This is a genomic window from Variovorax sp. Soil_C_39 (genome assembly GCF_057656815.1).
Window position 1 is genome coordinate 14,420 of sequence record NZ_JBDGJQ010000018.1, and the last position, 25,916, is coordinate 40,335.

The 25,916-nt window shown below is 60.0% G+C and carries 27 protein-coding genes and 1 pseudogene; 16 read left to right on the forward strand and 12 right to left on the reverse strand.

The genetic code is table 11. The features are described 5' to 3' along the window. Nucleotides 1-93: 93 nt before the first annotated feature. Nucleotides 94-1,731, reverse strand: coding sequence for a thiamine pyrophosphate-binding protein (locus AC3A6J_RS26490; protein WP_487862993.1), 1,638 nt, complete (start codon nucleotides 1,729-1,731; stop codon nucleotides 94-96). Nucleotides 1,732-1,935: 204 nt separating this feature from the next. Further along, nucleotides 1,936-2,556: an aminotransferase class I/II-fold pyridoxal phosphate-dependent enzyme gene (locus tag AC3A6J_RS26495; protein ID WP_487862994.1), complete on the reverse strand. Its 621-nt coding sequence runs from the start codon at nucleotides 2,554-2,556 to the stop codon at nucleotides 1,936-1,938. Between the two features lie 86 nt (nucleotides 2,557-2,642). Between AC3A6J_RS26495 and AC3A6J_RS26500 the strand changes: the two genes are divergently transcribed. The 3 genes and pseudogenes from AC3A6J_RS26500 to AC3A6J_RS26510 all read left to right on the forward strand — a co-directional run. After that, nucleotides 2,643-2,975 (forward strand): hypothetical protein, encoded by a 333-nt coding sequence (locus tag AC3A6J_RS26500; RefSeq protein ID WP_487862995.1) that lies wholly within the window; start codon nucleotides 2,643-2,645, stop codon nucleotides 2,973-2,975. Nucleotides 2,976-3,056: 81 nt separating this feature from the next. Continuing rightward, the gene (locus AC3A6J_RS26505; RefSeq protein WP_487863047.1) at nucleotides 3,057-3,524 is read left to right on the forward strand and encodes an Lrp/AsnC family transcriptional regulator; all 468 of its coding nucleotides are present in this window, start codon (nucleotides 3,057-3,059) and stop codon (nucleotides 3,522-3,524) included. Between the two features lie 141 nt (nucleotides 3,525-3,665). After that, nucleotides 3,666-3,827 (forward strand): annotated as a pseudogene (locus AC3A6J_RS26510) (IS66 family transposase); the annotation flags it as partial. A gap of 311 nt (nucleotides 3,828-4,138) precedes the next feature. Here the strand turns inward: AC3A6J_RS26510 and AC3A6J_RS26515 are convergent. Continuing rightward, nucleotides 4,139-5,071 carry a LysR family transcriptional regulator gene (locus tag AC3A6J_RS26515; protein ID WP_487862996.1) on the reverse strand — a complete coding sequence of 311 codons (933 nt, stop codon included), beginning with the start codon at nucleotides 5,069-5,071 and terminating at the stop codon, nucleotides 4,139-4,141. A gap of 137 nt (nucleotides 5,072-5,208) precedes the next feature. On the opposite strand from AC3A6J_RS26515, the gene AC3A6J_RS26520 reads away from it, so the two are divergent. The 5 genes from AC3A6J_RS26520 to AC3A6J_RS26540 all read left to right on the forward strand — a co-directional run bounded on the left by AC3A6J_RS26520 (nucleotide 5,209) and on the right by AC3A6J_RS26540 (nucleotide 9,214). Further along, on the forward strand, nucleotides 5,209-6,222 hold the full coding sequence (locus AC3A6J_RS26520; protein ID WP_487862997.1) for a zinc-binding alcohol dehydrogenase family protein: 1,014 nt from the start codon (nucleotides 5,209-5,211) through the stop codon (nucleotides 6,220-6,222). 18 nt (nucleotides 6,223-6,240) lie between these two features. Continuing rightward, nucleotides 6,241-6,669 (forward strand): GlcG/HbpS family heme-binding protein, encoded by a 429-nt coding sequence (locus tag AC3A6J_RS26525; RefSeq protein ID WP_487862998.1) that lies wholly within the window; start codon nucleotides 6,241-6,243, stop codon nucleotides 6,667-6,669. A gap of 52 nt (nucleotides 6,670-6,721) precedes the next feature. Next, nucleotides 6,722-7,201, forward strand: coding sequence for a putative quinol monooxygenase (locus tag AC3A6J_RS26530; protein ID WP_487862999.1), 480 nt, complete (start codon nucleotides 6,722-6,724; stop codon nucleotides 7,199-7,201). Between the two features lie 118 nt (nucleotides 7,202-7,319). Continuing rightward, nucleotides 7,320-8,507 (forward strand): L-dopachrome tautomerase-related protein, encoded by a 1,188-nt coding sequence (locus AC3A6J_RS26535; protein WP_487863000.1) that lies wholly within the window; start codon nucleotides 7,320-7,322, stop codon nucleotides 8,505-8,507. 413 nt (nucleotides 8,508-8,920) lie between these two features. Beyond that, nucleotides 8,921-9,214 carry a DUF1330 domain-containing protein gene (locus tag AC3A6J_RS26540; RefSeq protein WP_487863001.1) on the forward strand — a complete coding sequence of 98 codons (294 nt, stop codon included), beginning with the start codon at nucleotides 8,921-8,923 and terminating at the stop codon, nucleotides 9,212-9,214. Between the two features lie 220 nt (nucleotides 9,215-9,434). Here AC3A6J_RS26540 and AC3A6J_RS26545 read toward each other — a convergent pair whose 3' ends face one another. The 9 genes from AC3A6J_RS26545 to AC3A6J_RS26585 all read right to left on the reverse strand — a co-directional run bounded on the left by AC3A6J_RS26545 (nucleotide 9,435) and on the right by AC3A6J_RS26585 (nucleotide 18,230). Beyond that, on the reverse strand, nucleotides 9,435-9,905 hold the full coding sequence (locus AC3A6J_RS26545) for an IS4/Tn5 family transposase DNA-binding protein (RefSeq protein WP_487863002.1): 471 nt from the start codon (nucleotides 9,903-9,905) through the stop codon (nucleotides 9,435-9,437). 177 nt (nucleotides 9,906-10,082) lie between these two features. Further along, nucleotides 10,083-11,153, reverse strand: a complete 1,071-nt coding sequence (locus AC3A6J_RS26550; protein ID WP_487863003.1) for a Gfo/Idh/MocA family protein — start codon at nucleotides 11,151-11,153, stop codon at nucleotides 10,083-10,085. A gap of 7 nt (nucleotides 11,154-11,160) precedes the next feature. Continuing rightward, complete coding sequence (locus AC3A6J_RS26555; RefSeq protein WP_487863004.1) at nucleotides 11,161-12,552, reverse strand: MFS transporter; 1,392 nt, start codon at nucleotides 12,550-12,552, stop codon at nucleotides 11,161-11,163. Nucleotides 12,553-12,673: 121 nt separating this feature from the next. Continuing rightward, the gene (locus AC3A6J_RS26560; protein WP_487863005.1) at nucleotides 12,674-13,531 is read right to left on the reverse strand and encodes a sugar phosphate isomerase/epimerase family protein; all 858 of its coding nucleotides are present in this window, start codon (nucleotides 13,529-13,531) and stop codon (nucleotides 12,674-12,676) included. Between the two features lie 246 nt (nucleotides 13,532-13,777). Next, entirely contained in the window at nucleotides 13,778-14,623 is an 846-nt protein-coding gene (locus tag AC3A6J_RS26565; protein WP_487863006.1) for a sugar phosphate isomerase/epimerase family protein, read from the reverse strand. 2 nt (nucleotides 14,624-14,625) lie between these two features. Then, complete coding sequence (locus tag AC3A6J_RS26570) at nucleotides 14,626-15,261, reverse strand: nuclear transport factor 2 family protein (RefSeq protein WP_487863007.1); 636 nt, start codon at nucleotides 15,259-15,261, stop codon at nucleotides 14,626-14,628. Beyond that, nucleotides 15,258-16,127 carry a sugar phosphate isomerase/epimerase family protein gene (locus AC3A6J_RS26575; protein ID WP_487863008.1) on the reverse strand — a complete coding sequence of 290 codons (870 nt, stop codon included), beginning with the start codon at nucleotides 16,125-16,127 and terminating at the stop codon, nucleotides 15,258-15,260. The genes AC3A6J_RS26570 and AC3A6J_RS26575 overlap by 4 nt, the downstream gene beginning before the upstream one ends. Before the next feature lie 274 nt (nucleotides 16,128-16,401). Then, nucleotides 16,402-17,277, reverse strand: coding sequence for an alpha/beta fold hydrolase (locus AC3A6J_RS26580; RefSeq protein WP_487863009.1), 876 nt, complete (start codon nucleotides 17,275-17,277; stop codon nucleotides 16,402-16,404). A gap of 2 nt (nucleotides 17,278-17,279) precedes the next feature. Further along, nucleotides 17,280-18,230 carry an alpha/beta fold hydrolase gene (locus AC3A6J_RS26585; RefSeq protein ID WP_487863010.1) on the reverse strand — a complete coding sequence of 317 codons (951 nt, stop codon included), beginning with the start codon at nucleotides 18,228-18,230 and terminating at the stop codon, nucleotides 17,280-17,282. A gap of 179 nt (nucleotides 18,231-18,409) precedes the next feature. Between AC3A6J_RS26585 and AC3A6J_RS26590 the strand changes: the two genes are divergently transcribed. From AC3A6J_RS26590 to AC3A6J_RS26625, 8 genes are all read left to right on the forward strand, one after another. Then, nucleotides 18,410-19,027: a TetR/AcrR family transcriptional regulator gene (locus AC3A6J_RS26590; RefSeq protein ID WP_487863011.1), complete on the forward strand. Its 618-nt coding sequence runs from the start codon at nucleotides 18,410-18,412 to the stop codon at nucleotides 19,025-19,027. Nucleotides 19,028-19,139: 112 nt separating this feature from the next. Next, on the forward strand, nucleotides 19,140-20,009 hold the full coding sequence (locus tag AC3A6J_RS26595; RefSeq protein WP_487863012.1) for an alpha/beta fold hydrolase: 870 nt from the start codon (nucleotides 19,140-19,142) through the stop codon (nucleotides 20,007-20,009). A 55-nt stretch (nucleotides 20,010-20,064) separates the two neighbouring features. Next, nucleotides 20,065-21,273: an ABC transporter substrate-binding protein gene (locus tag AC3A6J_RS26600; RefSeq protein WP_487863013.1), complete on the forward strand. Its 1,209-nt coding sequence runs from the start codon at nucleotides 20,065-20,067 to the stop codon at nucleotides 21,271-21,273. A gap of 111 nt (nucleotides 21,274-21,384) precedes the next feature. Beyond that, nucleotides 21,385-22,248: a branched-chain amino acid ABC transporter permease gene (locus tag AC3A6J_RS26605; RefSeq protein WP_487863014.1), complete on the forward strand. Its 864-nt coding sequence runs from the start codon at nucleotides 21,385-21,387 to the stop codon at nucleotides 22,246-22,248. Between the two features lie 94 nt (nucleotides 22,249-22,342). After that, nucleotides 22,343-23,365: a branched-chain amino acid ABC transporter permease gene (locus AC3A6J_RS26610; RefSeq protein WP_487863015.1), complete on the forward strand. Its 1,023-nt coding sequence runs from the start codon at nucleotides 22,343-22,345 to the stop codon at nucleotides 23,363-23,365. Continuing rightward, on the forward strand, nucleotides 23,362-24,111 hold the full coding sequence (locus AC3A6J_RS26615; protein WP_487863016.1) for an ABC transporter ATP-binding protein: 750 nt from the start codon (nucleotides 23,362-23,364) through the stop codon (nucleotides 24,109-24,111). The genes AC3A6J_RS26610 and AC3A6J_RS26615 overlap by 4 nt, the downstream gene beginning before the upstream one ends. Beyond that, nucleotides 24,108-24,824, forward strand: coding sequence for an ABC transporter ATP-binding protein (locus AC3A6J_RS26620; protein WP_487863017.1), 717 nt, complete (start codon nucleotides 24,108-24,110; stop codon nucleotides 24,822-24,824). Before AC3A6J_RS26615 ends, AC3A6J_RS26620 begins: the two co-directional genes overlap by 4 nt. 296 nt (nucleotides 24,825-25,120) lie before the next feature. Next, nucleotides 25,121-25,876: an alpha/beta fold hydrolase gene (locus AC3A6J_RS26625; RefSeq protein ID WP_487863018.1), complete on the forward strand. Its 756-nt coding sequence runs from the start codon at nucleotides 25,121-25,123 to the stop codon at nucleotides 25,874-25,876. Nucleotides 25,877-25,916: the final 40 nt, after the last annotated feature.

Sequence of the window (25,916 nt, forward strand, 5' to 3'; positions counted from 1 at the left end):
CCCTTCTTTGACTGGGTCTAACTGATTTCTGTTCGCAACACAGTACATGGGGCGAAGTGGAGGTGCGACGTCAGATGTCTCACCTCATCTTTGTCAGAGGCCCGTCACACGAATCTCGACCAGCCACGGTTCATCATTCTCGAGGATCGACGGTAGTTGCCGCAGCACCTCGTCGACCGTATCAAAACTGGCGTATTGAAGGCTTGCGCTTCGTGCAAGAGCGTCAAAGTCAATACCCGGAGAATCAATGTTCATTCCGACGAACCGGTCGGAATTCGCATTTTTTCCGCCCAACTCCTTCGCAACCCGCATCAAGATGTCGTACTTTCGGTTGTTGAAGACGATGTATTTCACAGGCGCTTTATAGCGAGCAGCCGACCAAAGAGCTTGTGGCGAATACATCGTCGCCCCATCGCCCATGAAACACATCACCCGCTGGCGCTCGCCTGCCAGCGAAACTCCGACGGCTGCCGGCATGCCAAATCCCAGTGCGCCTCCACGAACAAAATAGTAGCGGTCGCTTTCGTCTGTTTGCCAAAGATCACGGACCGCTCCAAATGTGCACGGCGCTTCGTTAATGATCGGCATTCCTGCCGGGCGCGTTGCGAGAACGGCCTCAACTGCGACGTTGGGGTGCAGGGGAGCACCTTGTATACCCTCCGATTTAAACTTCTTCGGATCCCTGTTAGATTTTCGAAGCACTTCAGCCGTCCGCCCTGCACCGAGTTCCTTGGCAATGACGGCCAGCGTCAACTTAGGATCGCCGTGGATCGAAATATCGGCGGGAGCGTCGTGTCCGATCTTGGCCGCCACCGCAGAGATTTGAATGAACTTAACCGATGGCGGAATTGGGTCGCCCTCACTGTAGGGGTAAGCTAGCAGAGCATGGTCACCGACCATGAGCGCCGCATCGTAGCCGCCCAACTGATCCCGAATGCTCTTGAAGTTTGGCGCCAGAACGCCTTTCCAAGCACTATGCCTAGTGGGAAAAAGGTTTCCGCCCGCAAGCGGCGTCCCATATACGTCAGCATCCAGCGCCTCTGCCACCGCGACCGAATCGAGCACGGCGCCAGATTGGACCACCGCATCCGACAAGAGTATCGCAATCCGAGGTTTTGACCGTTGCGCGCGATACCAAGCCAGCAAAACTGAGACATTACCCGGCGCAGGCAATGGAACTGCGCTGCGTCGCAAGATCGGCCCTTCAAGCTTCTCGTCCAACAAATCCATTGGCAGAGAGACAAAGACTGGGCCCTTCGGGTACGTATTCGCTATCAGGAACGCCCTTCGCAGTGCCGGAACGATCTCCCGCGCGCTGCGCACTTCGTATGCCCACTTGGTAACCGGCGTTGCCATTGCCGTGAGATTTCCGCTAAGCCAAGGGTCGCCGAACAAATGCCTACTGTCTTGTTGCCCGGCTGTTACCACCAGCGGCGTATTCGTGTTCATCGCATTCACGAGCGCGCCCATTGCATTGCCTAGCCCCCCAGCGGTATGCAGATTGACAAACGCAGGGCGCCCTGTAGCTTGAGCATAGCCGTCGGCCATCCCAATCGCAGTAGCCTCCTGTAGTGCAAGGACATACTGAATATCCTTGCGATCCACTAAGGCCTCCATCAAGGGCATTTCTGTTGACCCTGGATTCCCAAAGATTGAGGATACCCCTTCATCCACGAGAACATCCAGCATGGCAGCCGCTGCCAGGACCGGCTCTTTAGCTTTGTTCGTCATTATTGTTTGATCACTTTTCGTCATTGAAATGGTCATTGAAAACCGAGCCGAGTTGGCCCCGTAGCTTGTCAACTCAGCGCGGCACACGCACGCGCTAGGCGCCCAACAGCATCAGTCAAGGTTGCTCGGGCGCGGCATATGCAATACGAATGAAACCAGGCATACCGAAAGCAGATCCTTGAACGACGGCCAGCCCGGAGAAATTCAACACGGACAGAGCAATTCAAAGTCGCTGCTAATTACTTCCCCATCCCGCATTCTTTTACCCAGAACACGCGAGCAGTTGACAAATAAATAGAACGCGCCTTCTGGTGCCACGCAGCTCAGCCCCGAAATCCGATTGATGCTGCTCAGCAGCAAATCTCTCCGGACACGGTAGGCGGCGTTTTGGATAGCCAAGGAATCCTGCGGCCCGTCGAGCGCCTCCACGGCGGCGGCTTGCGCAATCGAAGACGCCGTGAAGGTGGAAGTTGCGGTGACTTGAGAGATCGCGGCAATAAGTGGCGCCGGACCAGCGAGGTATCCGATTCGCCAACCTGTCATTGCGTAGGCCTTGGAGATCCCGTTAAGAATCATTGTGCGGTCCGAAAAATCAGGCGCGGCGTTGACAATTTTGCACAGTCGCCTACCACCAAAATAGATCGACTCGTAGATTTCGTCAGAGAAGACCAGGACGCCTGAATGCTGTCTCAGCACCACGGCGATGGCCGCCAACGCAACCTCGTCGATTACAGCCCCGGCCGGATTAGAAGGCGAGTTCAGAATCAACCATCGCGTCTTGTCGGTAAGTACGCCTGCGATGTGCTCAGCGCGGCGCGAACCCATCCTCTCCGCGGGTTTGGAGAACGACGGGAGCGGTCCCGCAAAGACGAATCGCGGAGACGTAAGGCTGAAAGAATCGCGCGGGCAAAATGACTTCGTCTCCAGGCTCGACGGTTGCAAGCAAGCGTCTTTCAACTGCACCGTCCCGTCCATCGCTGTGTACCGTGTATCTCCGCGTCGGATGGCTTGAATGTCCACGTGTTCCGCTGTCGGGAAGTCCGGCTCCCCATCGAAAGATAGAGTACGTTTCGGCCTTGTTTTTCTATCTGTCGCGCCGCTTGAATGACCGCGAGAAAAGGAAAGGGTTGCAGGGCTTCCAATCGATAAGCTACGCGATATTTGTCCACCGCAAGGGTTTTCATGATGTGCTGGAAGGGTTGATCTCACCGCTGATTTTGATTGAAATTTTGCGTCCTTTTTGATAGCATTTGTGGGCGAAATTACCCACGAAAAGCGACGTTATTGACATTGAGAACCAACAATCAGCATTTATGAAGCAGAAAATGCCAACAAGACAACTCGACGCAATTGACCGACGGATTCTTCAGGCATTGCAGCGCGATTCGAGCATCCCTAACGCGGAACTCGCCAAGCAAGTGGGCTTATCGCCCTCTCCATGTCTGAGGCGGGTCAAGCTGCTTGAAGACCAGGGTGTGATAGAGCGATACGTCGCGTTGCTGAATCAGGCAGCCATCGGCCTCAAGATGACAATCTTCGTGCGCGTGACGCTAGATACGAAGGACCATGACGCCATCGAGAACTTTGCGTCAGAGATTCAACACATGCGCGAGGTACAGGAGTGCCACCTGATGGCAGGAAGCTACGATTTTTTGCTGCGGGTAGCCACCTCGGATCTCGATGACTATCAGCAGTTCCAAGCGCATCAACTCACCAAGATTCGGCACGTCAAGATCGTTGAAACGGAGATTCCACTGCGGAAAATCTTGAGGACAACCGAGTTCCAGTTGTAGGAACTTCTTGTCAGCGCGAGGTGGTCGCGACTCCCAGTGAAGAGCGCTGGCACATCAACGAATACTGAGGTTTCACGCGACTATGGTCTATCTGGGCGCGCGCAGCGGCCTGCGGTGGCGCCGGCCCATGCCACAGCACCACCGAGCCAGCCCATCGCACGTGGCATCACCGGCCCCGGACTGCTGGCCCGCTGGTGGCCAAGTATTGCGACCACCAGCCGCTCTACCGCCAGAGCCGCATTTACGCCCGCGAAGGCGTCGTGATCGAACACTCCACGACGGCTGGCTGGGTCGGCCAGAGCGAGAAGCTGCCGGACCCGCCGGGTGCAGCGCTCGGGCGCTACGTGCTGGCGGGCACGAAGCTACAACCTCACACAGCCCGCGCTGAACACAATGTCGGCGGAAGCTCCCGATCTCGCTCAGATACCGCCCCGCGCTGGACTCGCTGATGCTGCGATCGGCATGCCACGTGCGCAAGATAGCCCGCGCCGTTGGCGGGCACTCGAGGCGCCTTCGATGGGTTGTGGCTGCAATAAACACACCCGTCATCCGCCCAGGCAATAGGCTTCTGATCGGTGATCTGCTTCGGGTACACACCGTGCGGCTTGGTCAATTCATCCAATCTCGCCTTGTGGCGGATGACTGGCCAGCAACGCGGCGCAACGTTCTCGCACGAAACCATGCAATTGGTTGATCGCGGTCGTGAGCTGTGAACGGTGGGCACAGATCAGGTGCAACGGCGCGGGCTCGCAATGCGTTGGTGGAAACAACTCCACCAGCCGTCCCGCCTTCAGATCGTCAATGAGGTCCAGCCGTGATTTGTAGACCAGGCCTTCCCCGGCGATGGCCCAGCGGCGCACCGCATCGGCATCGTCGCTGACACGGTTGCCCGTGACCGCCACGGTACGCTCGCCGCCGGGCAAGGTAAAGCGCCAGCGTTCATGGACCTGTTGGCTCCATACGTAGCGAAGGCAGTTGTGCCGCCGCAGGTCGTCGGGCTTGGCCGGTGCTCCGTGCCGCTCGATGTATGCCGGTGAGGCGCACAACGCACGTCGGTTGTCGCCGGCCAGAGTCAGGGCCAAAAGCGATGAATCGGGCAATGTGCCGTAGCGCACGACGGCATCCAGCGGCTGGCGGATAAGGTCGGCGGCGCGGTCGCTCATTTTCAGGTGCAACGACAGACCTGGGTGCTGGTGCTGGAAGTCGTCCAGCCACGGCAGCAGCAGGTTGCGTCCGAAGTCGGAGGGCATCGATAGCCTCAGCGCGCCGGTCAATGCCGAGCGGCCGTCAGCCAAGGCCTGCTCACCTTGCTCCCGCGCGCCCAACATGATCCGCGCGTGCGGCAGGTAGCGCTCGCCTGCTTCCGACAGTTGCATGCTGCGGGTGGAGCGCGTGAACAAACGGGTATCCAGAGCCTTCTCGAGCCTTTGCACAGAAGCGCTCGCCAGCCCGGGCGCGATGTTCAGTTGACGTGCTGCTTCCGAGAAGCTGCCGGCGTCTGCAGTGTTCACAAAGATCTGAACATCATCAAGTCGGATGACTTTCATTGAATCAAGGAAAGTGTTTTGGTTCTAACTGAGTTTATCTGCAAATTGAAGAAGATTAGCATGAGGTTCTTTCATCCCGGACAGCCAAACGGCCCTCTGGGATCCACTCATCTTCCGATCTTCACAGGAGTTTTCTCATGAAGGCCATAGGCTTCTATCAAAATCACCCCATCGGCAACCCGCAGGCCCTGCAAGACATCGAAGTGTCGACGCCGGAACTCCGTGACCACGACCTGCTGGTCGAAGTCAAAGCGGTATCAGTCAACCCAGTTGATACCAAGATCCGGCTCGGTGGCGATATTCCAGCGAGTGGCGCCCGCATCCTCGGTTGGGACGCCGCGGGTATCGTCCGCGCCACAGGGCCACTGGCTACGCGCTTCAAGCGAGGTGATCGCGTGTGGTACGCCGGTGACATCACGCGAGCGGGCAGCAACAGCGAATTGCAAGCCGTGGACGAGCGCATCGTCGGACCGATGCCGACCTCGCTGGATTTCGCGGAAGCTGCATCGCTGCCGCTGACGGCCATCACCGCCTGGGAGCTGTTGTTCGACCGTCTGCGAGTCCAGGCGGCCGATCCCACCGACAACAACGTACTGCTGGTCATCGGCGCGGCAGGCGGAGTCGGCTCCATTCTGACGCAATTGGCGCGCACGTTAACGGGCATGACCGTCATCGGCACGGCTTCGCGGACAGAAACCCGTGACTGGGTGCTGGAGCATGGCGCGCATCATGTGATCGATCACCGCCAGCCCTGGGCGCCGCAATTGGCCAAGCTCGGCATCCAGCACGTGACCCATGTAGCCGGTCTGAACCAAAGCGCCGCCTATGTACCACAGATCGCCGCCGTGCTGCGGCCCGAGGGTCAGTTTGCGCTCATCGACGACCCGGTGGATCTGGATATCGGACCATTCAAAGGAAAGTCCATTTCTATTCACTGGGAACTGATGTTCACCCGAGCCATGTTCACCACCGGCACGATCACCCGCCAACATGCCTTGCTGCGCCGAGTGGCCGAACTGGTCGATCGGGGGGATATCAAACACACCCTCACCCAGCGCATAGACGGCATCAACGCCGCCGGTCTGATCCAAGCGCATGCGCTGGTCGAGGCCGGCAACATGATCGGCAAAGTCGTGATCGCCAACCCTTGAACCTTACTGAGAAGAAGCATGCAAGTGACACCACAAATTATCAATACGGCAACGATCAGCCTGGAAGCCGCACAAGCGTTGCTGGCAGAAGCGCGCCGCGCCTGTGCAGCGCGGGGATTCGCTGCGACCATCGCCATCACCGATGCAGGAGGTCACCTGCGTGCTTTTGAGCGCGCAGATACGGCTCCTTTTCTCACCGTCGGTGTTGCCACTGACAAGGCCTGGACGGCTGCCTCGTTTGGCGTGACTACGCATCAATGGAACCAGTACATGGCAGACCCCACCGTGGCCGGGCTGGCCCATCATCCACGCATGACACCGGTGGGTGGTGGCGTGCCCATCGCGCATGAGGGGCACCTCGTGGGTGGCATCGGTATCTCCGGCGGAACCTCGGTCCAAGACCACGAGGCTGCCGAGGAAGCTCTGCGTAACGCCGGTTTTCTGTAATGAAGTGAAAGCCGGGCATGCAAAGGCTGCATCTATCTACGTGGATAAACAAATGAAGAAAACACTCTCCCGCGCTGTGTCCCTCGCCGTCGTTGCGACCTTGGGCCTTTTGTCCGCCGCTGGCGCCCAGTCGACGGTTAATGTCTCCACGGCCCTGGATGAGGCTAGCTACGGCCTGCTCGTCAAGCTTCCGATCCGACCGGAAGGCCGTTCTGACTTCCTTCGGATCATCAAAGATCGCGTCGCTGCAAGTCGCCAACGCTCGGAAGTCGTGGACTTTCGAGTCCTTGCTACCCCTGACCCCAATGTCTTCGTTGCATTCGAAAGTTTCCGAAACAAGGATGCGTTTAGAGCCTTCGAGAAGCTGCCGGAATCGCAAAGTTTCCTGAATGTACTAAAGCCCCTTTTGAACGGATCACCTGAAGCTTCAATCCTGGAACCTCTAGGGCAAGCATATGCGGCCGAGCTAACGCCAGACACCTCGAGCGTTTTTTTACGCGCCAAGCACGCTATTGCAACTACGCCAGACTGATCGATCGAGGCGTCCTCATCAAAATCGGCAAGGCCACTGGCGAGATTGTTCTCGAAGGTTTCTGACACCCATTTCAATTATTCAACCGGCCTGTTACTGCAGGCCTAGGAGCCTACTCATGGCCATGAAGTCTCGTTTCTTCGCATCTGCACTCGCCTTCTCGGTTGCAGCAGCAAGCCAGACCAGCCTCGCCAGCGAATTCACATCATTGCATGCAAATGCTCCGACAGATAAAACCATTGGCCAGATCGACCAGGTGTTCACCTTCCATGACGCGATGCCCACCGGAGTCACCGTCACCGACAACGGGCGCATCTTCGTCAACTACCCGAAATGGGGAGACGAAGTGACGTTCACGGTCGGCGAAATCCGTGAGGGTCGGGTCTTTCCATATCCCGATGCCGCGTTCAACCGCGAGGATGCCAACGATCCCGCCAAAGGTTTGATCAGCGTGCAGAGCGTGGTTGCCGATGGCAAGGGTCGCGTTTGGCTTCTGGATACCGCAGCACCCGGCTTTGCGACTCCGAAGACAGGCGGCGCGAAATTGGTGGCGGTGGATCTGGCACGCAACAAGGTCATCAAAACCCTGGTGTTTCCGGCCAACGTGATGCTGCCTAGCACCTATGTGAACGACATGCGCTTTGATTTCCGCGTCGGCAAGGAAGGCACGATATACGTCACCGATTCATCCATCTCCGGTCCTGGCGCCATCATCGTGATGGACATCGCCAGCGGCAAAGCCGTACGGCGTCTGAGCGGTGCTAGATCGACCTCTCCGGATCCGGATTTCATCCCTGTGGTGGGGGGGCAGCAAGCGCTCATCACCAGGGGCCCGGACGGTAGACCGAAGACACTGACCGTTGCATCCGATGGCATTGCGCTGTCCGCCGATGGCAAGACGCTGTATTTCTGCCCTTTGTCCAGTCGCCATCTTTACTCCGTGCCTACCGCGCTGCTGCGGGACCCGAACGTCAGCGAGGCCCAACTGGCGGCAGCGGTGAAAGATCTGGGTGAAAAAGGTGCCTCCGACGGCCTTGAAGCTGACGCCAACGGTGCCGTGTACGCCGGTGATTACGAACATAACAGTATCCGCAAACGATTGGCTGATGGAAGCTGGCATACCATCGTTCACGATCCCCGGATTTTGTGGCCAGACACTTTGTCGATCGGGCCTGACGGTTACCTGTACTTCATCGTCAATCAACTTCAACGTCAGGCAGGATTCCATGATGGCAAGGATCTGCGCGACAAACCCTACAGCCTGCTGCGCGTAAAGATCGACGCGGCCCCGGCTCCAACTCACTGAAGAAGGTATCAGGGCATGCGTCCGGTAAATCCTGTAGTTGTTGCCACAGCTCTTCGCTAACAGCTTGTCTTGCCATGAGGGCACGAAGCATAAATGCTTCGTGAAGACATCAAAGGGAGGTGATGTTAGCGGCTAGTAGTCAGGCGGTCGTTTCCGCGCTGAATGACCTGTTGGGCAGTCCCCGGTAGATCGAATCGGAGAAAGCGGAGTCGCTCTGGCGAGTCGCCTCGGAAAACCTTTCTGCTCTGCCGTTTCTACAAGAATCTGGATGTCATCGAGCCGGATCATTTTCAAAGAAGGCCGGACAAGTGTTTATGGCATTTGACGATTTTTCAAGAGAAGGAAGATCGGCACAATGTGCGCCTCAAATCGCACATTGTGCACAGGTCCACTCACTACAAAAGGAACTCATCATGGCTTCTGCCTACATAGTATTCATCCGTGAGTCCAGCGTCGACGGGGACGCTCTCGCACGCTATTCGTCTTTGGTGCCACCGACTTTCGCTGGACGAAGCGTCAAGTTCCATGCCGCCTACGGGCGGCAGGAAGTCCTGGAGGGACCGGAAGCGGATGGCGTGGTTGTGCTTGAGTTCGAGAGCTGGGACGAAGCGAAGAGTTGGTACGGCAGCCCTGAGTACCAGGCCGCAATCCCCGTGCGCCAACGTGGCGCTTCGTTTCGAGCCATCCTTGTTGAAGGCAAGGCGTGAAAGGCTCTGACGCTGCATGCGCTGGCACCAACGCGAACCCCCTCACGGCCGGCACACTCTGCAATGCCATGTTCCTGTGCAATGTCACCGCCTGAAGCTCCGAGTTCCAGACTGTGATCGACCAACTCCTGCTTCTGCTCTTCGCTGTGCCTGCGCCAGGTGCCCTGACCCTAAGGGGCTCGCTTGTTCATGTGTGCACGTAACTTGGCGGCAAACAAGCCTAGAGGCAGCCCCTGCGCCGTACGGCGAGATTCGGGTGCATCAAGACGCCGCAGGCAGTGTGCGGTTGCGGACAACCCGCTTCGTCGCGTCGGCTGTGAGTTACTCCCTTGAAGCCGATCAATTCCGCCTTGTCCCTCTTGTACGAGAACTCCGTGGTGTCCTGAAGGACGAGCAATGGGCCGGAGTTCGCCCGGGCCCGATCACGCGTGGCCTGGAAGTGCCCAGCAAGAATGGCATGCTCGTCAACATTGACGTTGGACAGGAACCGGTACACAGCCTTGGTGTTAGCCCAGTCCTGGCATGCGAACGGGATCGTGCGTCCAACGCTGCCTCCAAGTTGATGTAGCAAGCTGCTCAATCTCTTGCCCAATCGTGAGTCGCGGAACTCGCAGCCGGCGACCTCACCGGCTATCCATGACCCATTCACCAATGGCTTGCTGGCACTATCAACCCGCACAAATTTCGTCATCTATCTCCGTCGGTAGATTCTTCTCGCGAGGAATAACGGAAATCTCTATCACTCCGTGGACCGCCGACGCACCAGACTTGTGGGTAATTTAAAGCTTGGGGCCACGCTTACCTGGCACAACCAGAAATCGAACTACTGGGCTGACCGTGAGAAGCGCTTGGAAAAGAGGACGGATGGTCAATTGAAGTCGATCGCGGTACCGGCCCGGGCAGCCGCACGCACGCCTAGCGTTATTTCGAGGGTGCGAGTCGCATCAACAGCGTCAACCAGAGGTTGCTCTTCACGGCGAATGACAGCACCAAAATGCCGCATCTGCTCGACGTATGGGTTGCTGACATCAAATGGTTGCTTGGCGCCAGTCAGCGGTGTTTCCCAGCCCGGTTCCGCGGCGTTCTCCACGCCTACGGCATAGCGCCATAAGCGCAAGCCTGGCAAAGTGAGTGAGCCCTCAGTGCCGCTGATGAAATGGCTGTCGGCGAGTCTGGCAGGGACCTTCGCGAAAGCCGGGTTTTCGCCTGAAGTCAGGTCCCAGGCCCAGGGCGCGGCTGCGGTGTCGGACAGCGTGATCGTCGCGACAGCGCCGTTCTTCAGGCGCAACAGCACGGCAGCCGTGTCTTCGACTTCGAAGCCACGTACGGCGTTCGACGTGAGCGCCTGCAGGCTCTCGACCTCGCCGCAGACGAAGCGCAGCAGGTCAATCTCGTGGATCAGGTTGATGAGCACCGGGCCGGCACCCAAGGTTCGGCGCCACGCCTGCGTGTAGTAGCTGTCGGGCTTGAGGAAGGTCGCCAGCACCGAGGCCGACACCAGCTTGCCGAGCCGGCCCTGCTGCACGATGACCCGCGCCACGCGCACGATCGAGTTGTGCCGCCGGTGATGGCCGACAAGCACCGGCACGTCGGCCGCTTGGGCGATGTGCGCCAGCTGCAGGCCCTCTTCCACCGTATCAGTGATGGGCTTTTCGATGAGCACCGCCTTGCGCTCAGCAATGAAGTCCAGCGCGATCGGAACATGCAGTGCATTGGGCGTGGCGATGACGGCACCGTCGAGCTGCGCGCCGTCCATCAACGCACGGTAGTCACTGAACCACGGCACGCCGAATTCAGCTGCAAGCGCCTGAGCGGCGGGGCTGGGGTCGGCAATGCCAACGATGGCGACGCCGTTAGCGCCGGCCGCGCCAACAAGGTGTGCACGGCCGATGGCGCCGGCGCCGATGAGGCCAACTCTGCTCACAGGTAGTGTCGACATGGTGGCCTCAGCGCGCGGATGCGGTGCGTCTATTACTAGGGGCGGAGATGGTCACAGGTAAGGCTTTTCCCGTGCCGCCGGAGTGCCGGCCCTTGACCCAAGCAGCAAGCACGGCAATGCCAATGGGCACAGTGAGTGCCAGGAAGAGCTGGCCGAACTCCCAATTTAAACTGAGCAGCACCGCGCCAATGGTTGCGCCAAAAATGGCTCCGAAGCGACCTATACCGGTCATCCAGCTGGTACCGGTGGCACGCATTTCCGTCGGATAGTAGGCAGCGGCCATCGCCGTCCAGCCCGTGTTGGAGGCGTTGATGCAGAAGCCGAGCATGAAGCACAAGCCCATCAGGCCGTAGAGGCCAGGGCTGAGATTGCCCAGGCAGATTGTGAAGACGGCCGCGCCTAGCAGCGTGCCAATCATCACCTTGCTCGGGTTCCAGCGATCCATCTCCCAGCCGATGAAGATGTTGCCCAAGGTGCCGCCGACCTGCATCATCGCGCCGACCAGCGCCGCATCCGCCAGCGTGAAGCCGTCGTCCTTGACCATGATGGGCAGCCAGCTGTTGAGGAAGTAGACCGTCAGCAGGTTCATGAAAAGGCCGACCCACAGCGCCATCGTCACCACCGCATGCGGGCGCGAGACGATGAGGCCGATAACGTTCTTCTTCACCGCACCAGCATGGATGCGCTCGGCCGTCACGTACTCGGTCGATGCGTTCGCCGCGTTTGGCGCGATGTCGTTGACAATGCGCCGCAGCGCGTCGCGGCCGCCGTGCTTTACGGCCAGGAACTTGGCCGACTCGGGCAACACAGCCATCAGCACGAAGGCGAAAGCGATGGGTACCACACCGCCGACAACGAGAATGGACTGCCAGCCGTGTGTGGCGATGAGCCAGCTCGCGAGAAAACCTCCGCCCGCCGCACCCAGCGTGAAGCCGCAATAGACGACGGTGACCATCAGCGCGCGGTATTTCTTCGGCGCATATTCGGAGGCCAGTGTGGCCGCATTCGGCTGCGAGGCGCCCAAGCCCAGCCCTGTCAAAAAGCGCAGCGCCGACAGCATGACCACGCTGGTCGACCAGGCCGACAGCAGACTCATCAACCCGAAGAAGAACACCGAGGCGATGATGACCTTGCGACGTCCGAAGCGGTCGGACAGGGGGCCACCGCTCAATGCGCCAATGGCCAAGCCGAAGAGGCCCATGCTGAGCACCGGGCCGAGCGCTTCGCGCGGCATCTGCCAGTCGACGATCAGCGCAGGGGCGATGAAGCCCATGGCGACGACGTCGAAACCGTCCATTACCAGGACAGTCAAGCAGAGCAGGAGGATCTTCCATTGGAAGCCCGCGAAGGGCCGCGTGTCCAGGAAGTCCTGGATGTCGAGTTGCTTGGAGGGGATCATGTTGGTTGGTCGGTTCAGGGAAGGATGGCTATCTGGATAGGGTGAAACCATGGCGCGGCAAGCGCGTGTTGAGCAACAACGGCCACACGCCGGGGGCGGTAATGGCGGCCGTAGGGCAGGTTTATTCAGCCCCGCCAAGTAGGCGCCGCATGTAGTCGATGCTTTCGGCGATGGCCGCATCGCCGTCGGCGTAGCCGGGGTGCAGGTAGTCGATCTCCAGTGCTAGCAGGCCGGTGTAGCCGTGCTTGCGAAGGTCGCCGAAGGCTCGCGGTAGGTCGATCAGTCCGCGGCCCAGCGGCACGCTCGGCCAGAAGGCGAACTCGCGCGGGTTGCCGCCCTGCGCGGTGATGTCCTTGATATGCGTGGTACGGGTAAGGGGCGCAAGCTTTTCAATGGCCACGGCTGGGTCTTCCAGCATGCGCAGGTTGTTGGCGGTGTCCAGGCAGACACCCAGCCAGGGCGAATTCACCGTCTCGACGAGCTCCAACAGTTCGTCGGCCAGGAAATCGATGTGGTTCTCGATGGCCAGCGTCACGCCGTGGTCCTTCGCATGGGCTGTGGCATCGCGCAGCAGCGGCAGCAGGCCGGCCTTGTGCATGGCCCAGTCGGCTGGCCGGGTGCGGCGACCGCCGCAGCAGATGCGCATCACCGCCGCTCCCACCTCTGCCGCGATCGCAGTGTGGCGCTGGAGGTCAGCCACCTGTTCCGGAGCCTGCCCCGAGCGCAACCCTCCCGGGTGGCCCCAAGCCCAGACGCAGTCGAGTTGCAGCGTCTTCAGTTTCGCAGCGAGCGCGCGCACCTCGTCGGGTGACGGATCGGGGATAAAGCAGGACTCGATGGACACGCCGGCCACATCCAGCGCCTTGGCCTTGTCCAGAAAGTCGTGCACGCCGATGCGGGTGCCCGGATCCTGTTCGATGACGGGGTAGATTTCTCCGAAATAGCGGTGGTAGCTGTAGGAATCGATGGCAAGTTTCATATAGGTGAGCTCAAGGTAGCGGCAGAGCGCGTGAAAGGGACGGCGTCTGTCGCCGCATCAACCGAACAACGTGCTTCCTTCGATCGACCGCTGCAAAGGCTTGAGGCATCCGATCGCTTCAACAATTCGGGAAGGGGTTGTTGTGGAGTTCACCGACGACGCCGCCATAGGTCGCGCGCGAGCCGGCCGGCGAAAACCAATGCACGGTCATACGGTTTTTCGAGGCGGAACGCGTCGTTGAAGGCCTTAGCGCATCAAACCCAAGGCCTCGATTGACCGCTCGATATCTTCGCGAGGTGTGGGCGAGACGATCTCCAGCACGCGCGTGCCGGCGAAGTCAATCTCATCCAGCGTGCGCATGATCGCGGGAAAATCGACGGTCCCTAAGCCGATACGGTCATGGCGCCACCGTGACCTCGTGCCGTCAGACAGATGAAGTTGGCCCAGCCGCGGGGCAAGCCGACGCAGAGCATCAACTTGGTCTTCGGCGACAAACTCAGCATTGGACACGTCATAAGCCACCTTCAGGCGTTCGTGTGGCAACCGCGCCATGAATGCCTCGATGGTGGCGACCGTGGGTATCGGTGTCTGCGGATGCGACTCGATGTAAAGCGTTTGATCCAGTCGCTCGGCCACCCGCAGTAACTGCGTCACGCTGTCTTCGAGCCACCCCTCGCTGCTGATCCGGGGCGGCGGAAACAAGGCAGAGACGCGGCCGGGGACGGCCACGACGGCACGGCCGCCCAGATCGGCGCTTAGTTGCAGGACGTCGGTGTATAGCGAAACCGCATAGGCCCGCGCCTCTGGCACGCAACTGGCAAGGTTCTGATCAAGCGCAGGCAAGTTGAGCGAATCGATGGCCAGGCCTTCACTGCGCAGCGTGGCTGAGAGTTCGGTGCGCTGCGCGGGCGACAGCTCGTCATGCCAGCAGTGGCCTGGCACCATGATGATGTCGAAGACGTTCAGACCCAGCGCCTGCATCTGGCGCATGGCGTCGAGCGCCGTGCCGCTCCACATGTAGGAGAACGTGCTGCCGCCGTAGGCAGCAAGCGAGGTGCGGACGGACGACGCAGGAGCGTTGACGTTAGACATACTCACCGCTCCAGCGCGCCGCCTGCCAGCCAACGTGCGCCGCGTGCATAAAGTTCTTGCACCACGTCGCCCTTGAGCATGGGCATGTCGAGCTTAACCTGGTAGCCAATGCGGGTCTGGATGTAGGCCAAGTGGCGATAGCCCTCGGGCATGGAGGCAAGGTAATCCTTGTCGAGCTTGAACTCTGCCGTCGGGTCGACCGTGTCGATGCGGTCTTTCTCGTAGATCGGCTGGCGGTGCAAAATCTTCCACTGGCCCTCATGCTTTTCGACAAAGTCATAGAAGCGGCCAGTGCAGACGACGTCACAGAGCACCGGGCCGTCGGAACCTTCAACCATGCCACGTTGCGAGATGGTCATCTTGGTTTGGCTGATGGCGCGGTCGCCCTCCACCTCGATGGCCGAGCCGCCGAGGAAGTGCAGAATGCTGACGCCCTTGGCCCAGCCTTCTTTCGTGACGCGGATGAACTCGCTGGCCGGGCCCTGGAACCAAGTTGCCATCATCACGCCATCCGGGTGCCAGACGGTCGCAAAGCGCTCCCAGTCGCCAGCGTCGCGCCACACTGCCCAGCGCTCGATGAGCTGCCGTATGAGTAGTTCCTGCTGCAAAATTTCAGGGCTGGACGAAGTGATGGTCATGAGAGGTCTTTCCTTGTGGTATGGATGGAAGAACAAGCGATCTCTGGTAAAGACCGCAAGAAGGTGCGCGTGGTTTGGCCCACGATGCGTGCCTGCTCATCGAATGGCAGCCCGGCCAGCTTGAGCGTGGGAGCCTCAACGCTCAGCGGGATACCGGCTGGCAGCGCCGCCAGCCAGCCGGCCAATGGCAGTTCGCCTTCGCCCGGCAGCAAGCGCGCAACGCGGGCTTCACGGCGGCGATCGTCGAGGGACACCGGCCCAATCGCTGGGCCGTCGCACAGCTGGGCATAGCGCAAGAGCGACCGATCGACAGTTACAAGCTGCTCGTTGGTAGCACCGGACCGGAAGAACTGCAGTGCATCGATCAGTAGCCGCGCATTCGGCTGAGCGCTCTCCGCAACCATGGCCTGAGCCTGCCGCAGCGTACCGACGGCGCAATAGGTGATGAACTCGAGGCCGATATCTAGGTCGTAGCGTGCACCGAGCTCACAAAGGCGCTCGAAGTTCTCCTGCAGCCGAGCCTGGTTTGCATCGAAGCCGACGGAAAGCACGCTACTTGCACCGAGCTCGCGGGCGACAGCGAGAGCGGCCTCCAGTTCGCCAAAGTCAGAGTTCTCCTGCAACCAGATTGCCTCGATGTCGAGCAAGCGCACTCCGGTATCACTTAAGCGTTGCTGGATGTCACGGATGAGCGCGCCGTTGCCCACCACGTCAACCAGCGAGTCGCTCTTCATCGGGCGCACGATGCGCAAACCAACGTAGTCGAAGCCACCAGCAGCGGCTGCATCGATGAGCTCGAGTGGATGCGCACTCAGCATCGTCAGATGATGCAGAGACAGCAGCGGCAAGGAGTGGGCATCAGTCATGCGATGGCCTTCGATGCGTTGTCGTGGTTCGTCATGAAGTCAAAGTTCAGTGTGTAAGTGCGGGCAGCTCATGAAGGCTTAGGCGCTGACCGTAGTGCCAGGAATCCCCGGGCGAATTTGGAAGTGGGTTGCGACGTCGCTCTGCAGCGATCCACGTTCAATAGAACGCCCAGCCCGGAGCACACTTCTGCAATATGACGACGATGGCGCGCAGCCTGACTGTTTGGGCAGACCGGAAGGCGGGGAAGGCATCAGCATTGATCCGACAAAAGGGTCAACCATCAGAGCCCTCGGCCAGAAAGTCGAGCAACGCGGAACATAGTTCTGCAGGTTTTTCTTCCGCAATCCAGTGGTTGCAGTCCAAGATGCTGCCTCCGCGCACATTGGAGGCAAGCTCCTCGGTCATGCGAACCATATCCGGGCCCCAGCGCTGATCACCGCCAAGCGCCAGCACAGGAATCGTCAGCAACCGCCTCTTCCAATCCAGTGCATCTACGCGATCTTTCTCGAAAGTGCGATACCACTCCATCGCGCCGCGCGTACGGCCCGGTTGCGCCCAAGCACGTGAGAAGACATTTACCGACGCGTCATCAAACGCGCCGTGATCGAACACCCGATCGAAAAGGAATGTCGAGATGTAGTCGTACTCCCGTCCATAGATCAAGCGCTCTGGAAGATCGGTTTTTTTGTGAAACGACCAGTGCCAGAGTTTGGGGTCTGCGAACAGCTGCTCCCAACGACTCCAGCCTGGAAGAGGCGTATCAAGAACCGCGAGGTGCGACACATGGTCCCGGTAAAGCGAAGCCTGGGCATACGCCACCATGGCACCGATGTCGTGACCACACACTGCGTAGCGGCTATGCCCCAAGGCGAGCATGAGTGCATGCCCATCTCCCGCCAGGCTTGCCTTGTCATAGCCGCCCTGGGGGCAATCGGAGTGGCCCGCGCCCCGAAGGTCGAAGGCGACCACCGTGTGATGCTCTGCAAGCAGTGGCATTACCTTGCGCCATGCGTACCAGGTTTGGGGGAATCCGTGGATGAGTAGAAGGGGCAGTCCCTCCCCGCCGACAACCGCGTGCAGCTTGATGCCACCGGCACCGACCAAGCGGTGGCGAAACCCCTGTGGCGTGAAAAGTTCGACGTCGTTCACCGCTAGGCTCCTCCCATGCACGGCGTCATCGCGCCACGGTTGAGAAACGGGATGAGCGCGTCCAGTGTTTCATCAGGCGCTTGTTCTGGAATCAGGTGGCCGCAGCTCACTTCGATGCCTCTTACGTCTGCCGCCCACCGCTGCCACACCTGCGCGGCACTCAGACCGGAAGGCGCCTCCATCCCGCTGGCAACCAGACGCTCGGCGGCCCATAGGACGAGCACGGCGCAGGCGATCTTGCGGCCTGCTGCGACGTCAGACGCGTCATGCGCGGCGTCCGCCCCGTGACTTGCTCGATAGTCCTCGATGATGGCCCGCCGAACCGTCGTCTTGCGGAACGCCTCCCGATAGGAGGCCACGGCCAGCGGGTGCAGAGAGTCGATACCCCCCGCCATACGATCGAGGGTTGTGTCCAAGAAAAAGTCCGGGTCGCTGGACAAAAGGCGTTCGGTCAGATCGCCGGGCTGGGCCAGGAGAAACCAGTGAAACACGCTCATGGCGTACGAACGGTCCAGTGCCGGCCAGACGTCGTGGATGGGCACCACCGCCAACGAGGCGAAGGCGAATACGGACTCCGGGTGGTCGAGCGCGAGCCGGTAACCCGAACGTGCTCCTCGGTCATGGCCGACGACGCCAAAACGCTGGTGGCCGAGCTGATGCATCAGGGCAAGCAATTCCTCGGCAACGGCCCGCTTGTGCCACGGGCCTGCGTCCAAGAGTTCACTCTCCCCATAGCCAGGCAGATCAGGAATGACCAGGGTGTGGTGTGCGGCAAGACGCGGGGCTACCACATGCCAGGCGGCGTGAGTCTGCGGATAGCCGTGCAACAAGAGCACCGGCGGCCCGTTGCCCCCAGTCACGCCGCGAAAGCGCGCGCGCGGCGTACGCTCGTCGAGTCGTTCAAAGTTGGCGAAAAGCTCGCCCCGCGATGTGGTGCTAGGTTCAGGGTTCATGGCGTTTTCGAAGATGACTGATGCGATCTAGGAATGGCGCAGATGCTACTTCAATAACGACCGATTGGTCTTGAAAGCGCTCTCACGATCAACGATCTTTTTGTGAAAAAATCTTTTCCCTTCAAAAATCGGTACTAACCCTTGCTTTACTTTTGAACCAACCGGTTTATATTCCTCACATGAACACCAACAATGCGTCGTTGTCGATGACCAGGGGGCGGCCTCGCGAGTTCGATCCCAAGGACGTCATCAAGCGCGCCATGAACGTCTTTTGGACCAATGGATATAGCGGGACTTCGCTGCCTGACCTGCTCAAGGCCACGCGACTTTCTCGAGGCAGCCTCTATGCCGCCTTCGGCGACAAACGCGGCTTGTTCCTGAGTGCCCTGGAGCAGTACATCGACGAGTCGAATGTCCGTATCAACAGCAGCCTCCACGCTCCGCTGCCCGCCCTTGAGAGGGTGCGCGACTGTCTGAACGGCTATGTGGATCGCTCGTGCGGCCCTGGAGGCAAACGCGGCTGTCTGTTAATTGCCACGGCCATGGAGCTGGCTGCAAAGGACGCAGAAGTAGGCCAACGCATCCGGAAGTTCTTTGCCAGCTATGAAGAACGCTTGGTCGCGACACTGGTGCTGGCACAGGAGCAGGGCGAACTCGCCGAAGGCGTAGAGCCGGCCCATGCGGCTCGGATTCTTCTGTGCATGATGGAAGGCTTACGCGTCCTTGGCAAAACAGGTCTTGACGAGGCGTCGTGGCGGATCACGATCGACGCGTTGGTAGACCGCTTCAAGAAGTAAGGTCGCGACCGAACACCAACGACGGGGCGCAAGCTCCTTTCATTTTGCCGATTTATGGACCGTTTAGACCAGATCTCGGGAATCAGTTTTCCACCCCCAAGCCGCCCACCCCATGACACCACCCTCCTGTTTGAATGTCCCGCGCCGTGAGCGGATCAGGCTGCGTAACCACACGATCGCCGCAACGATCGCAGGCCAAGGTGAGCCAGTGGTGCTCCTGCACGGCTGGCCTCAGACATCCCATGCCTGGCGTCATGTGGTCCCGCTGCTGGCGGAACGCTACACCGTCATCGCACCCGACCTGCCAGGGTTCGGTGAGAGTTCCCACCCTTCCACGGGCTTCGACAAGAAAACCATAGCCGGCGTGGTTCGTGAGTTGCTGGCGACGCTAGGGCACTCATCGATTCGCCTCGTGGGACACGACGTGGGCGGGCAGGTTGCCTATGCCTACGCGGCGTCCTGGCCGCAAGAGGTGAGCCACCTCACCATGATCGAGTGCGGGATCCCCGGAATCATGGAACCGTCGGTCGCTAATCCCCTGCTGGGCGGGTCTTGGCACTACGCCTTCAACATGATGTCCGACCTAAACGAAGCTCTGGTCGCAGGCCGCGAGCGTGTGTTTCTTCGTTGTGTGCTGTGGCGAGACCAAGTGGGCCTCTTCAACGCCCAGGCGATCACAGACGGCGACCTCGATGTCTACGAAGCGGGACTTCGGCAACCGGGCGGCTTGCGCTCGAGCTTCGCCTACTACCGCTCGCTCCCGCAGGACGCGCAAGACAACCGCGACTGGGTCCAGCGGCCCCTGTCCACGCCTGTCCAACTCATCGGCGCGGAGCACTCCTATGGGGAGAGTTGGCTGTCGTCGATGGGCTCGGTGGCTGAGCGGATCGAGACGGCGTTGATCGCCGCATCTGGCCACTACCCACCCGAGGAGCAACCAGCACTCCTCGTCAGCCACTTGTCCCGATTTTTCGAGTCCTGAGTCGTCACGACAACGCCAACAGACGAGCCACCAGCCATCACCAAGGAGACAAGACATGAGCCATCGCACCCCAGGAAGAAGAACCTTCCTCGTTCAAGGCGCTTCGCTTATCAGCGGCCTGGCAGCATCCGGCGCCGCGCTGCCGATTGCCGCACGCGCCCAGGGCACCAAGCTCAAAGTCGGTGTGATGTTGCCCTTTACCGGCACCTTCGCGCAGATCGGAACCAACGTTGCCAATGGCTTGCGCATGGCTCTGCATGAGCAGAGCAACAAGCTCGGTGGCCGCGACGTAGAGCTCATCACACTGGACGACCAAGCCGATCCGTCCAAGGGGATTGAAAACGCCAACAAGCTGGTGCAACGCGAGAAGGTGGATGCACTTATTGGAACCGTGCACTCGGGCGTACAGATGGCGGTACAAAAGGTCGCACGCGACAGCGGCGTGCTCAACATCATCCCCAACGCAGGCCTCAATGCTGCGACGCGATCGCTGTGTCTTCCCAATGTGTTTCGCACAAGCTTTTCCAACTGGCAACCGGGCGCAGCGCTGGGTTCGGCGCTCGTCTCGCGGGGATTCAAGCGTGCAGTCTGGATCACGTGGAAATACGCCGCCGGAGACGAGACCTTCGAAGGCTTTCAGGAAAGTTTCGAGAAGGCCGGCGGCACCTTGATCAAGTCCATTGGTGTGCCTTTTCCCTCGGTGGAGTTTCAGGCTCAGATCTCGGAGATCGCCGCCCTGAAACCCGACGTAGTCGTGGCCTACTTCTCGGGTGGTGGTGCGGCAAAGTTCATCCGCGACTATGCCGCAGCTGGTCTGCGCGGAAAGATTCCACTATGGGGACCAGGCTTCCTGACCGAAGGCGTCCTTGAAGCAGTGGGCAGCGATGCCGAAGGAATCATGACGACGCTGCACTACAGCGACGGCCTGGACAGTCCACGCAACCGACAGTTCCGGTTGGACTACGCCAAACTCTACAAGAGCCAACCGGATGTTTATTCGGTACACGGCTACGACGCGGGGCTGCTGCTGCTGCAAGGAGCCAAGGCGGTGAATGGAGATTTCTCGAACAAGCCGGCGCTCTACAGGGCCCTCGAGAGCGCGGTCATTGACAGCCCGCGCGGGCGATTCTCGATGAGCAAGGCCCATAACCCGGTTCAGGACTTCTACCTCAACCAAGTCGTCGGTAAGGAAAACCGGCCCGTCGGAGTCGCCGCCAAAGCACTGGCCGACCCAGCCACGGGTTGCAAGCTGAGCGCAGGCTGATACACGCTACTGCCCCATCTCCGCAGGCCCCGTGTAGGTCTGCGACCCTGTCGCAGCGCGCGCGACCGACCAGCGGTCCCCCAGTGATCGCCCTCCCAAAGAAAGAGCCCGATGGATTTCACCGGATTTCTCATCCAACTGCTCAACAGCCTGCAGTATGGACTGCTGCTGTTCATGCTGGCTGCCGGCCTCACGCTCATTTTCGGAATCATGAACGTGGTCAACCTGGCGCACGGCAGCTTCTACATGCTGGGTGCATATCTCGCCTGGGCGCTAACGGTGTCGATAGGCAGCTTCACCATAGCACTTCTGCTCGGGTCGGCTCTTGCCGTCGGTTTCGGCATCCTGCTCGAGAAGGCTCTCTTCAGGTATTTCTACGACCGCGATCACCTGGACCAGGTGCTGCTGACCTTCGGGCTGATCTACATCTTCGAGGAAATGCGCGCCATTCTCTGGGGTGTGGACGTGCACGGAGTTGCGATTCCCAGCGCCCTAAACCATGCGATCCCACTCACCGACAACCAGTCGTATCCGCTCTACAGGTTGTTCGTCGCTGGAGTTTGCCTGGCCTTCGTGGCGGGCCTGTACCTCGTGATCAACAAGACCACGCTCGGAATGAAGATCCGGGCCGGCGCTTTCAACCGTGACATGGCCGACGCACTAGGAATTCGGATTGGACGGATCTTCTCCATCGTGTTTGCCATTGGCGTTGGACTGGCAGCAGTGGCAGGCATGATCGCCGCTCCGTTGTCCAGCGTTTATCCAAACATGGGAGCCGACGTCCTAATCAAGTGTTTCGTGGTGGTGGTGCTGGGAGGGATTGGTTCTATACGCGGAGCGCTTGTCGCCGCACTTCTCGTGGCCACGGTCGACACCTTCGGCAAAGTCTTCCTACCAGCGGTCGCGGGCATGTTGATCTACCTGCTGATGGCCGCCGTCCTCGTCTGGAAGCCTGAAGGCTTGTTCAAGAGCTGAGTGCCTGCAGAACGGAGAAGGTAAAGAACACACAACGCTCGATTGACTATGCGGGACACGCTTTCCGCACCCATCACTCATTGCACAAAACATCATGGTCTCCACACCAAACACCCCACGAGGCAACTTGGAAGTCCTCTCGCCCGGACTTCGGCTGGCGTTATTGATCGGCCTCGCCAGCCTCATCGCAGTGCCATTTGCCGGCAGCGACTTCTACACGCAGATGGTCACCCGAATGCTGGTGCTGTCCATCTTCGCGATGAGCTTCGATCTCCTGCAAGGAGTGAGCGGCATGGTGTCGCAGGGGCACGCTGCCTACTTCGGCCTGGGCGGTTACACCCTTGCATTCCTGACACCAGCCTCAGGTCCCATTAGCCTTTGGTGGAGCCTACCGTTGGTCATGTCGGCCATGGCGCTGCTGGCGCTGGCCATCGGTTTCGTTGCCCTCCGCACGCGAGGGATCTACTTCATCATGGTGACGCTGGCGATCTCCGAGATGATCTTTCACCTCTTCTTCGATAACCAACCGTTGGGTGGCTCGGATGGTCTCTATATCAACTTTCGGCCGACGCTTCACTTCTTCGGCGTCCAGCTTCTGGACCTAGAGGAAAGGAAAAGCTTTTACTTTCTCGTGCTCGGCGTCATGGTGCTGGTGTTCCTTTTCTTCCGTCGTCTGCTCTGGAGCCCCTTCGGTCGTGCACTGGCCGGCATCCGGGTCAACGAACATCGCATGACGGCGTTGGGCTTCGACGCGTTTTCCTACAAGCTGCTGGCGTTCGCGCTCGGCGGCGCAGTCGCCGGGCTGGCGGGATACCTGTACGGAAGCCTCAACGGGCTGGTCAGCCCGGAACTGATCGGCTTTCACACCAGCGCATTGGTACTCATGATGGTCGTTCTTGGTGGCGCCGGCAACTTCGCCGGCGCGATCCTCGGCGCATTTGTCTACGAACTGGTCCTCTTTGGCTTCAAGGATCTTCCCAGCCTCGGCCCCGTCGACCTTGGAGAACGGTGGCAGCTGTGGCTGGGACTTTTCATAGTCCTACTGGTGACCTTTGCCCCTCGCGGCATTCTGGGCATGGTCCACTGGCTCTCGCAGCGCCGGAGGATAGCCAAATGAGCGAGGTGATGATGTCGGCTCGGCAGCTGAGCAAGCGCTTTGGCGGCCTGCTCGCAGTCAACGACGTGAGCCTGGATCTTTGGCGAAACCGCATCCACGCCGTAATCGGTCCTAACGGAGCGGGTAAATCGACCCTGACTGCACTGCTGTCCGGCGACTTGGAGCCGACCTCGGGGGAGGTTGTCCTTGAGTCGCGCAACGTCACGGGATGGAGCGCGAGCCGGCTGGCCCGCCACGGCTTAGGCCGCAGCTTTCAGAAGACCAACATCTTTCCCGTCTTCACGGTTTGGGAAAACGCGCGGCTCGCCGCCCAGTCACGCGACCCGCATACTTGGCACTGGTTCACCGGCGCCACTTCGTTGAAAGCGGTCAATGAACGTGCGACGCATGCCCTGGAACTGGCAGGCCTACTTCACCGCCGGGATGTCCAGGCGGATGCCATCAGCCATGGTGAGCAGCGGCAGTTGGAGATCGCCATGGCGTTGGCCACAGACCCCAAAGTCCTACTTCTGGACGAGCCGCTTGCCGGCATGGGTGTGACCGAGGCGGAAAAGATGGTGTCCCTGCTCACGCGGCTGAAAAAGGACCACGCGTTGCTGCTTATCGAGCATGACATGGACGCCGTGTTCGCGCTGGCCGACCAGTTGACCGTGATGGTCAACGGCAAAGTCATCGCCAGCGGAAGCGCCGCGGAAATCCGGAGCCATGCGGATGTCCGGGCCGCTTACCTGGGAGAAGAGCAATGAGCGTGCAACCGTTGATCGACGTTGTCGATCTGCAAACCTACTACGGCGCCAGCCACATCCTGCGCGGCATCGACTTCGAAGTCCGGCCTGGGGAATCAGTCGGGTTAATGGGCCGCAACGGCATGGGAAAAAGTACCCTTCTCAAAAGCGTGATGGGTCTGGTCAAGCCGCGTGGTGGCAGGGTTTCAATCGCAGGCCGAACCATGACCGCTCGGGCGCCCCACGAGATCGCCAACCTAGGCGTGGCCTATGTGCCAGAAGGCCGCGGCATCTTCGGCAACCTCAGTGTCTCGGAAAACCTGCGCGTAGCCGCCCGGGCCGGGACTCGCGGGCAGCAGGACTGGACGTACGACCGCGTGCTGGAGACCTTTCCCCGTCTTAAAGAACGACTGAAGAATGGTGGGCAGCAACTGTCCGGAGGCGAACAGCAGATGCTGACCATCGGCCGTGCCCTCATGACCAACCCCGACGTCCTGATCCTCGATGAGGCCACTGAAGGCCTCGCTCCACTTATCGCACGCGAGATCTGGCGCGTGTGCAACCTCATCCGCGAAGGCGGTATCAGCAGCGTGATCGTCGATAAAAGCTGGCGTCACGTCACTCAAATCACCGACCGCAGCGTCATCCTGGTCAAGGGGCAGATCGCGTTCTCCGGAACATCGGCCGAACTGCGCGAAAACCCGGACCTCCTGACGAAACATCTTGGCGTGTAGCGCAGTCTCCCGCCTCGCACCAAGATGGCCTTCCATTGGCTCTGAAGACCGGTACCCGAAGAGGCGGTCAGATGCGTACGACCACATCCTTCCTCGATCCATCTCCAACTCATCTCACCAATCCACCTCTCTCTCTCGAGATTCACCTCATGCCCCAACTTGCATCCCAGAAGACTCCTTCTACCTCTCCCCAGCCCGGTGTTGCGCCCCCAGGATTCGAGCATTGCGCTGCGATCGTATCTGGCGTGAAACTGCACTATGTCTTGGGTGGCCAGCCACTGGGGTCTGCGCCCCTGATGCTGCTGATCCACGGCTTTCCACAGAACTGGTGGAGCTGGAACCAAGTGATGCCGCTGCTTGGCGAGCGCTACACGCTGGTCGTGCCCGACCTGCGCGGGGTAGGTCTGTCCGACAAGCCAGCAGGCGGCTACAGTAAAAAGCAGCTAGCTACCGACCTGCACGGCATCATCGAGCAGCTCGAGGCCGGCGCGCCGCACGTGGTCGGGCATGACATCGGCGGCATGGTGGCCTACGCCTATGCATGGCAGTTTCCGCTGCGCTCGCTCACTGTGTTGGACATGTCGCTGCCCGGCGTTGGCGATTGGGACGGCATCGTGAGCAACGGCATCATCTGGCACTTCGCGTTTCACCAGCAACTGGATCTTCCAGAGGCACTGGTCTGCGGCGGCAGGGAACACGCCTACCTCTCGAATTTCATCCACCGCCAAACCCATATTCGCGGTGCCATCTCACCTGAGGACATGGACGAATACGTCCGCGCCTACTCAGTCCCGGGAGCTTTTCGGGCGGGCATGGAGTGGTACCGCGCATTTCCACAAGACGTCGCTGACAACCGGGCGGCCGGCCGCCTGCCTGCAGACTTAAAGGTGCTAGCCCTGGGAGCCGAAACACGGTGGGGCGACCAGGTACGCCAACGCATAAGTGCCGTTTCCGATCAGGTTCAGGGCGGCAGCTTCCCTGATTGCGGCCACTTCCTTTCGGAAGAACATCCCGCCCGACTCGCCAAGGCGCTGCTCGACTTCTGCCAGTGAACTGCGCTTATGTCTCCCTTGTTTATTCCACACCCAAAAC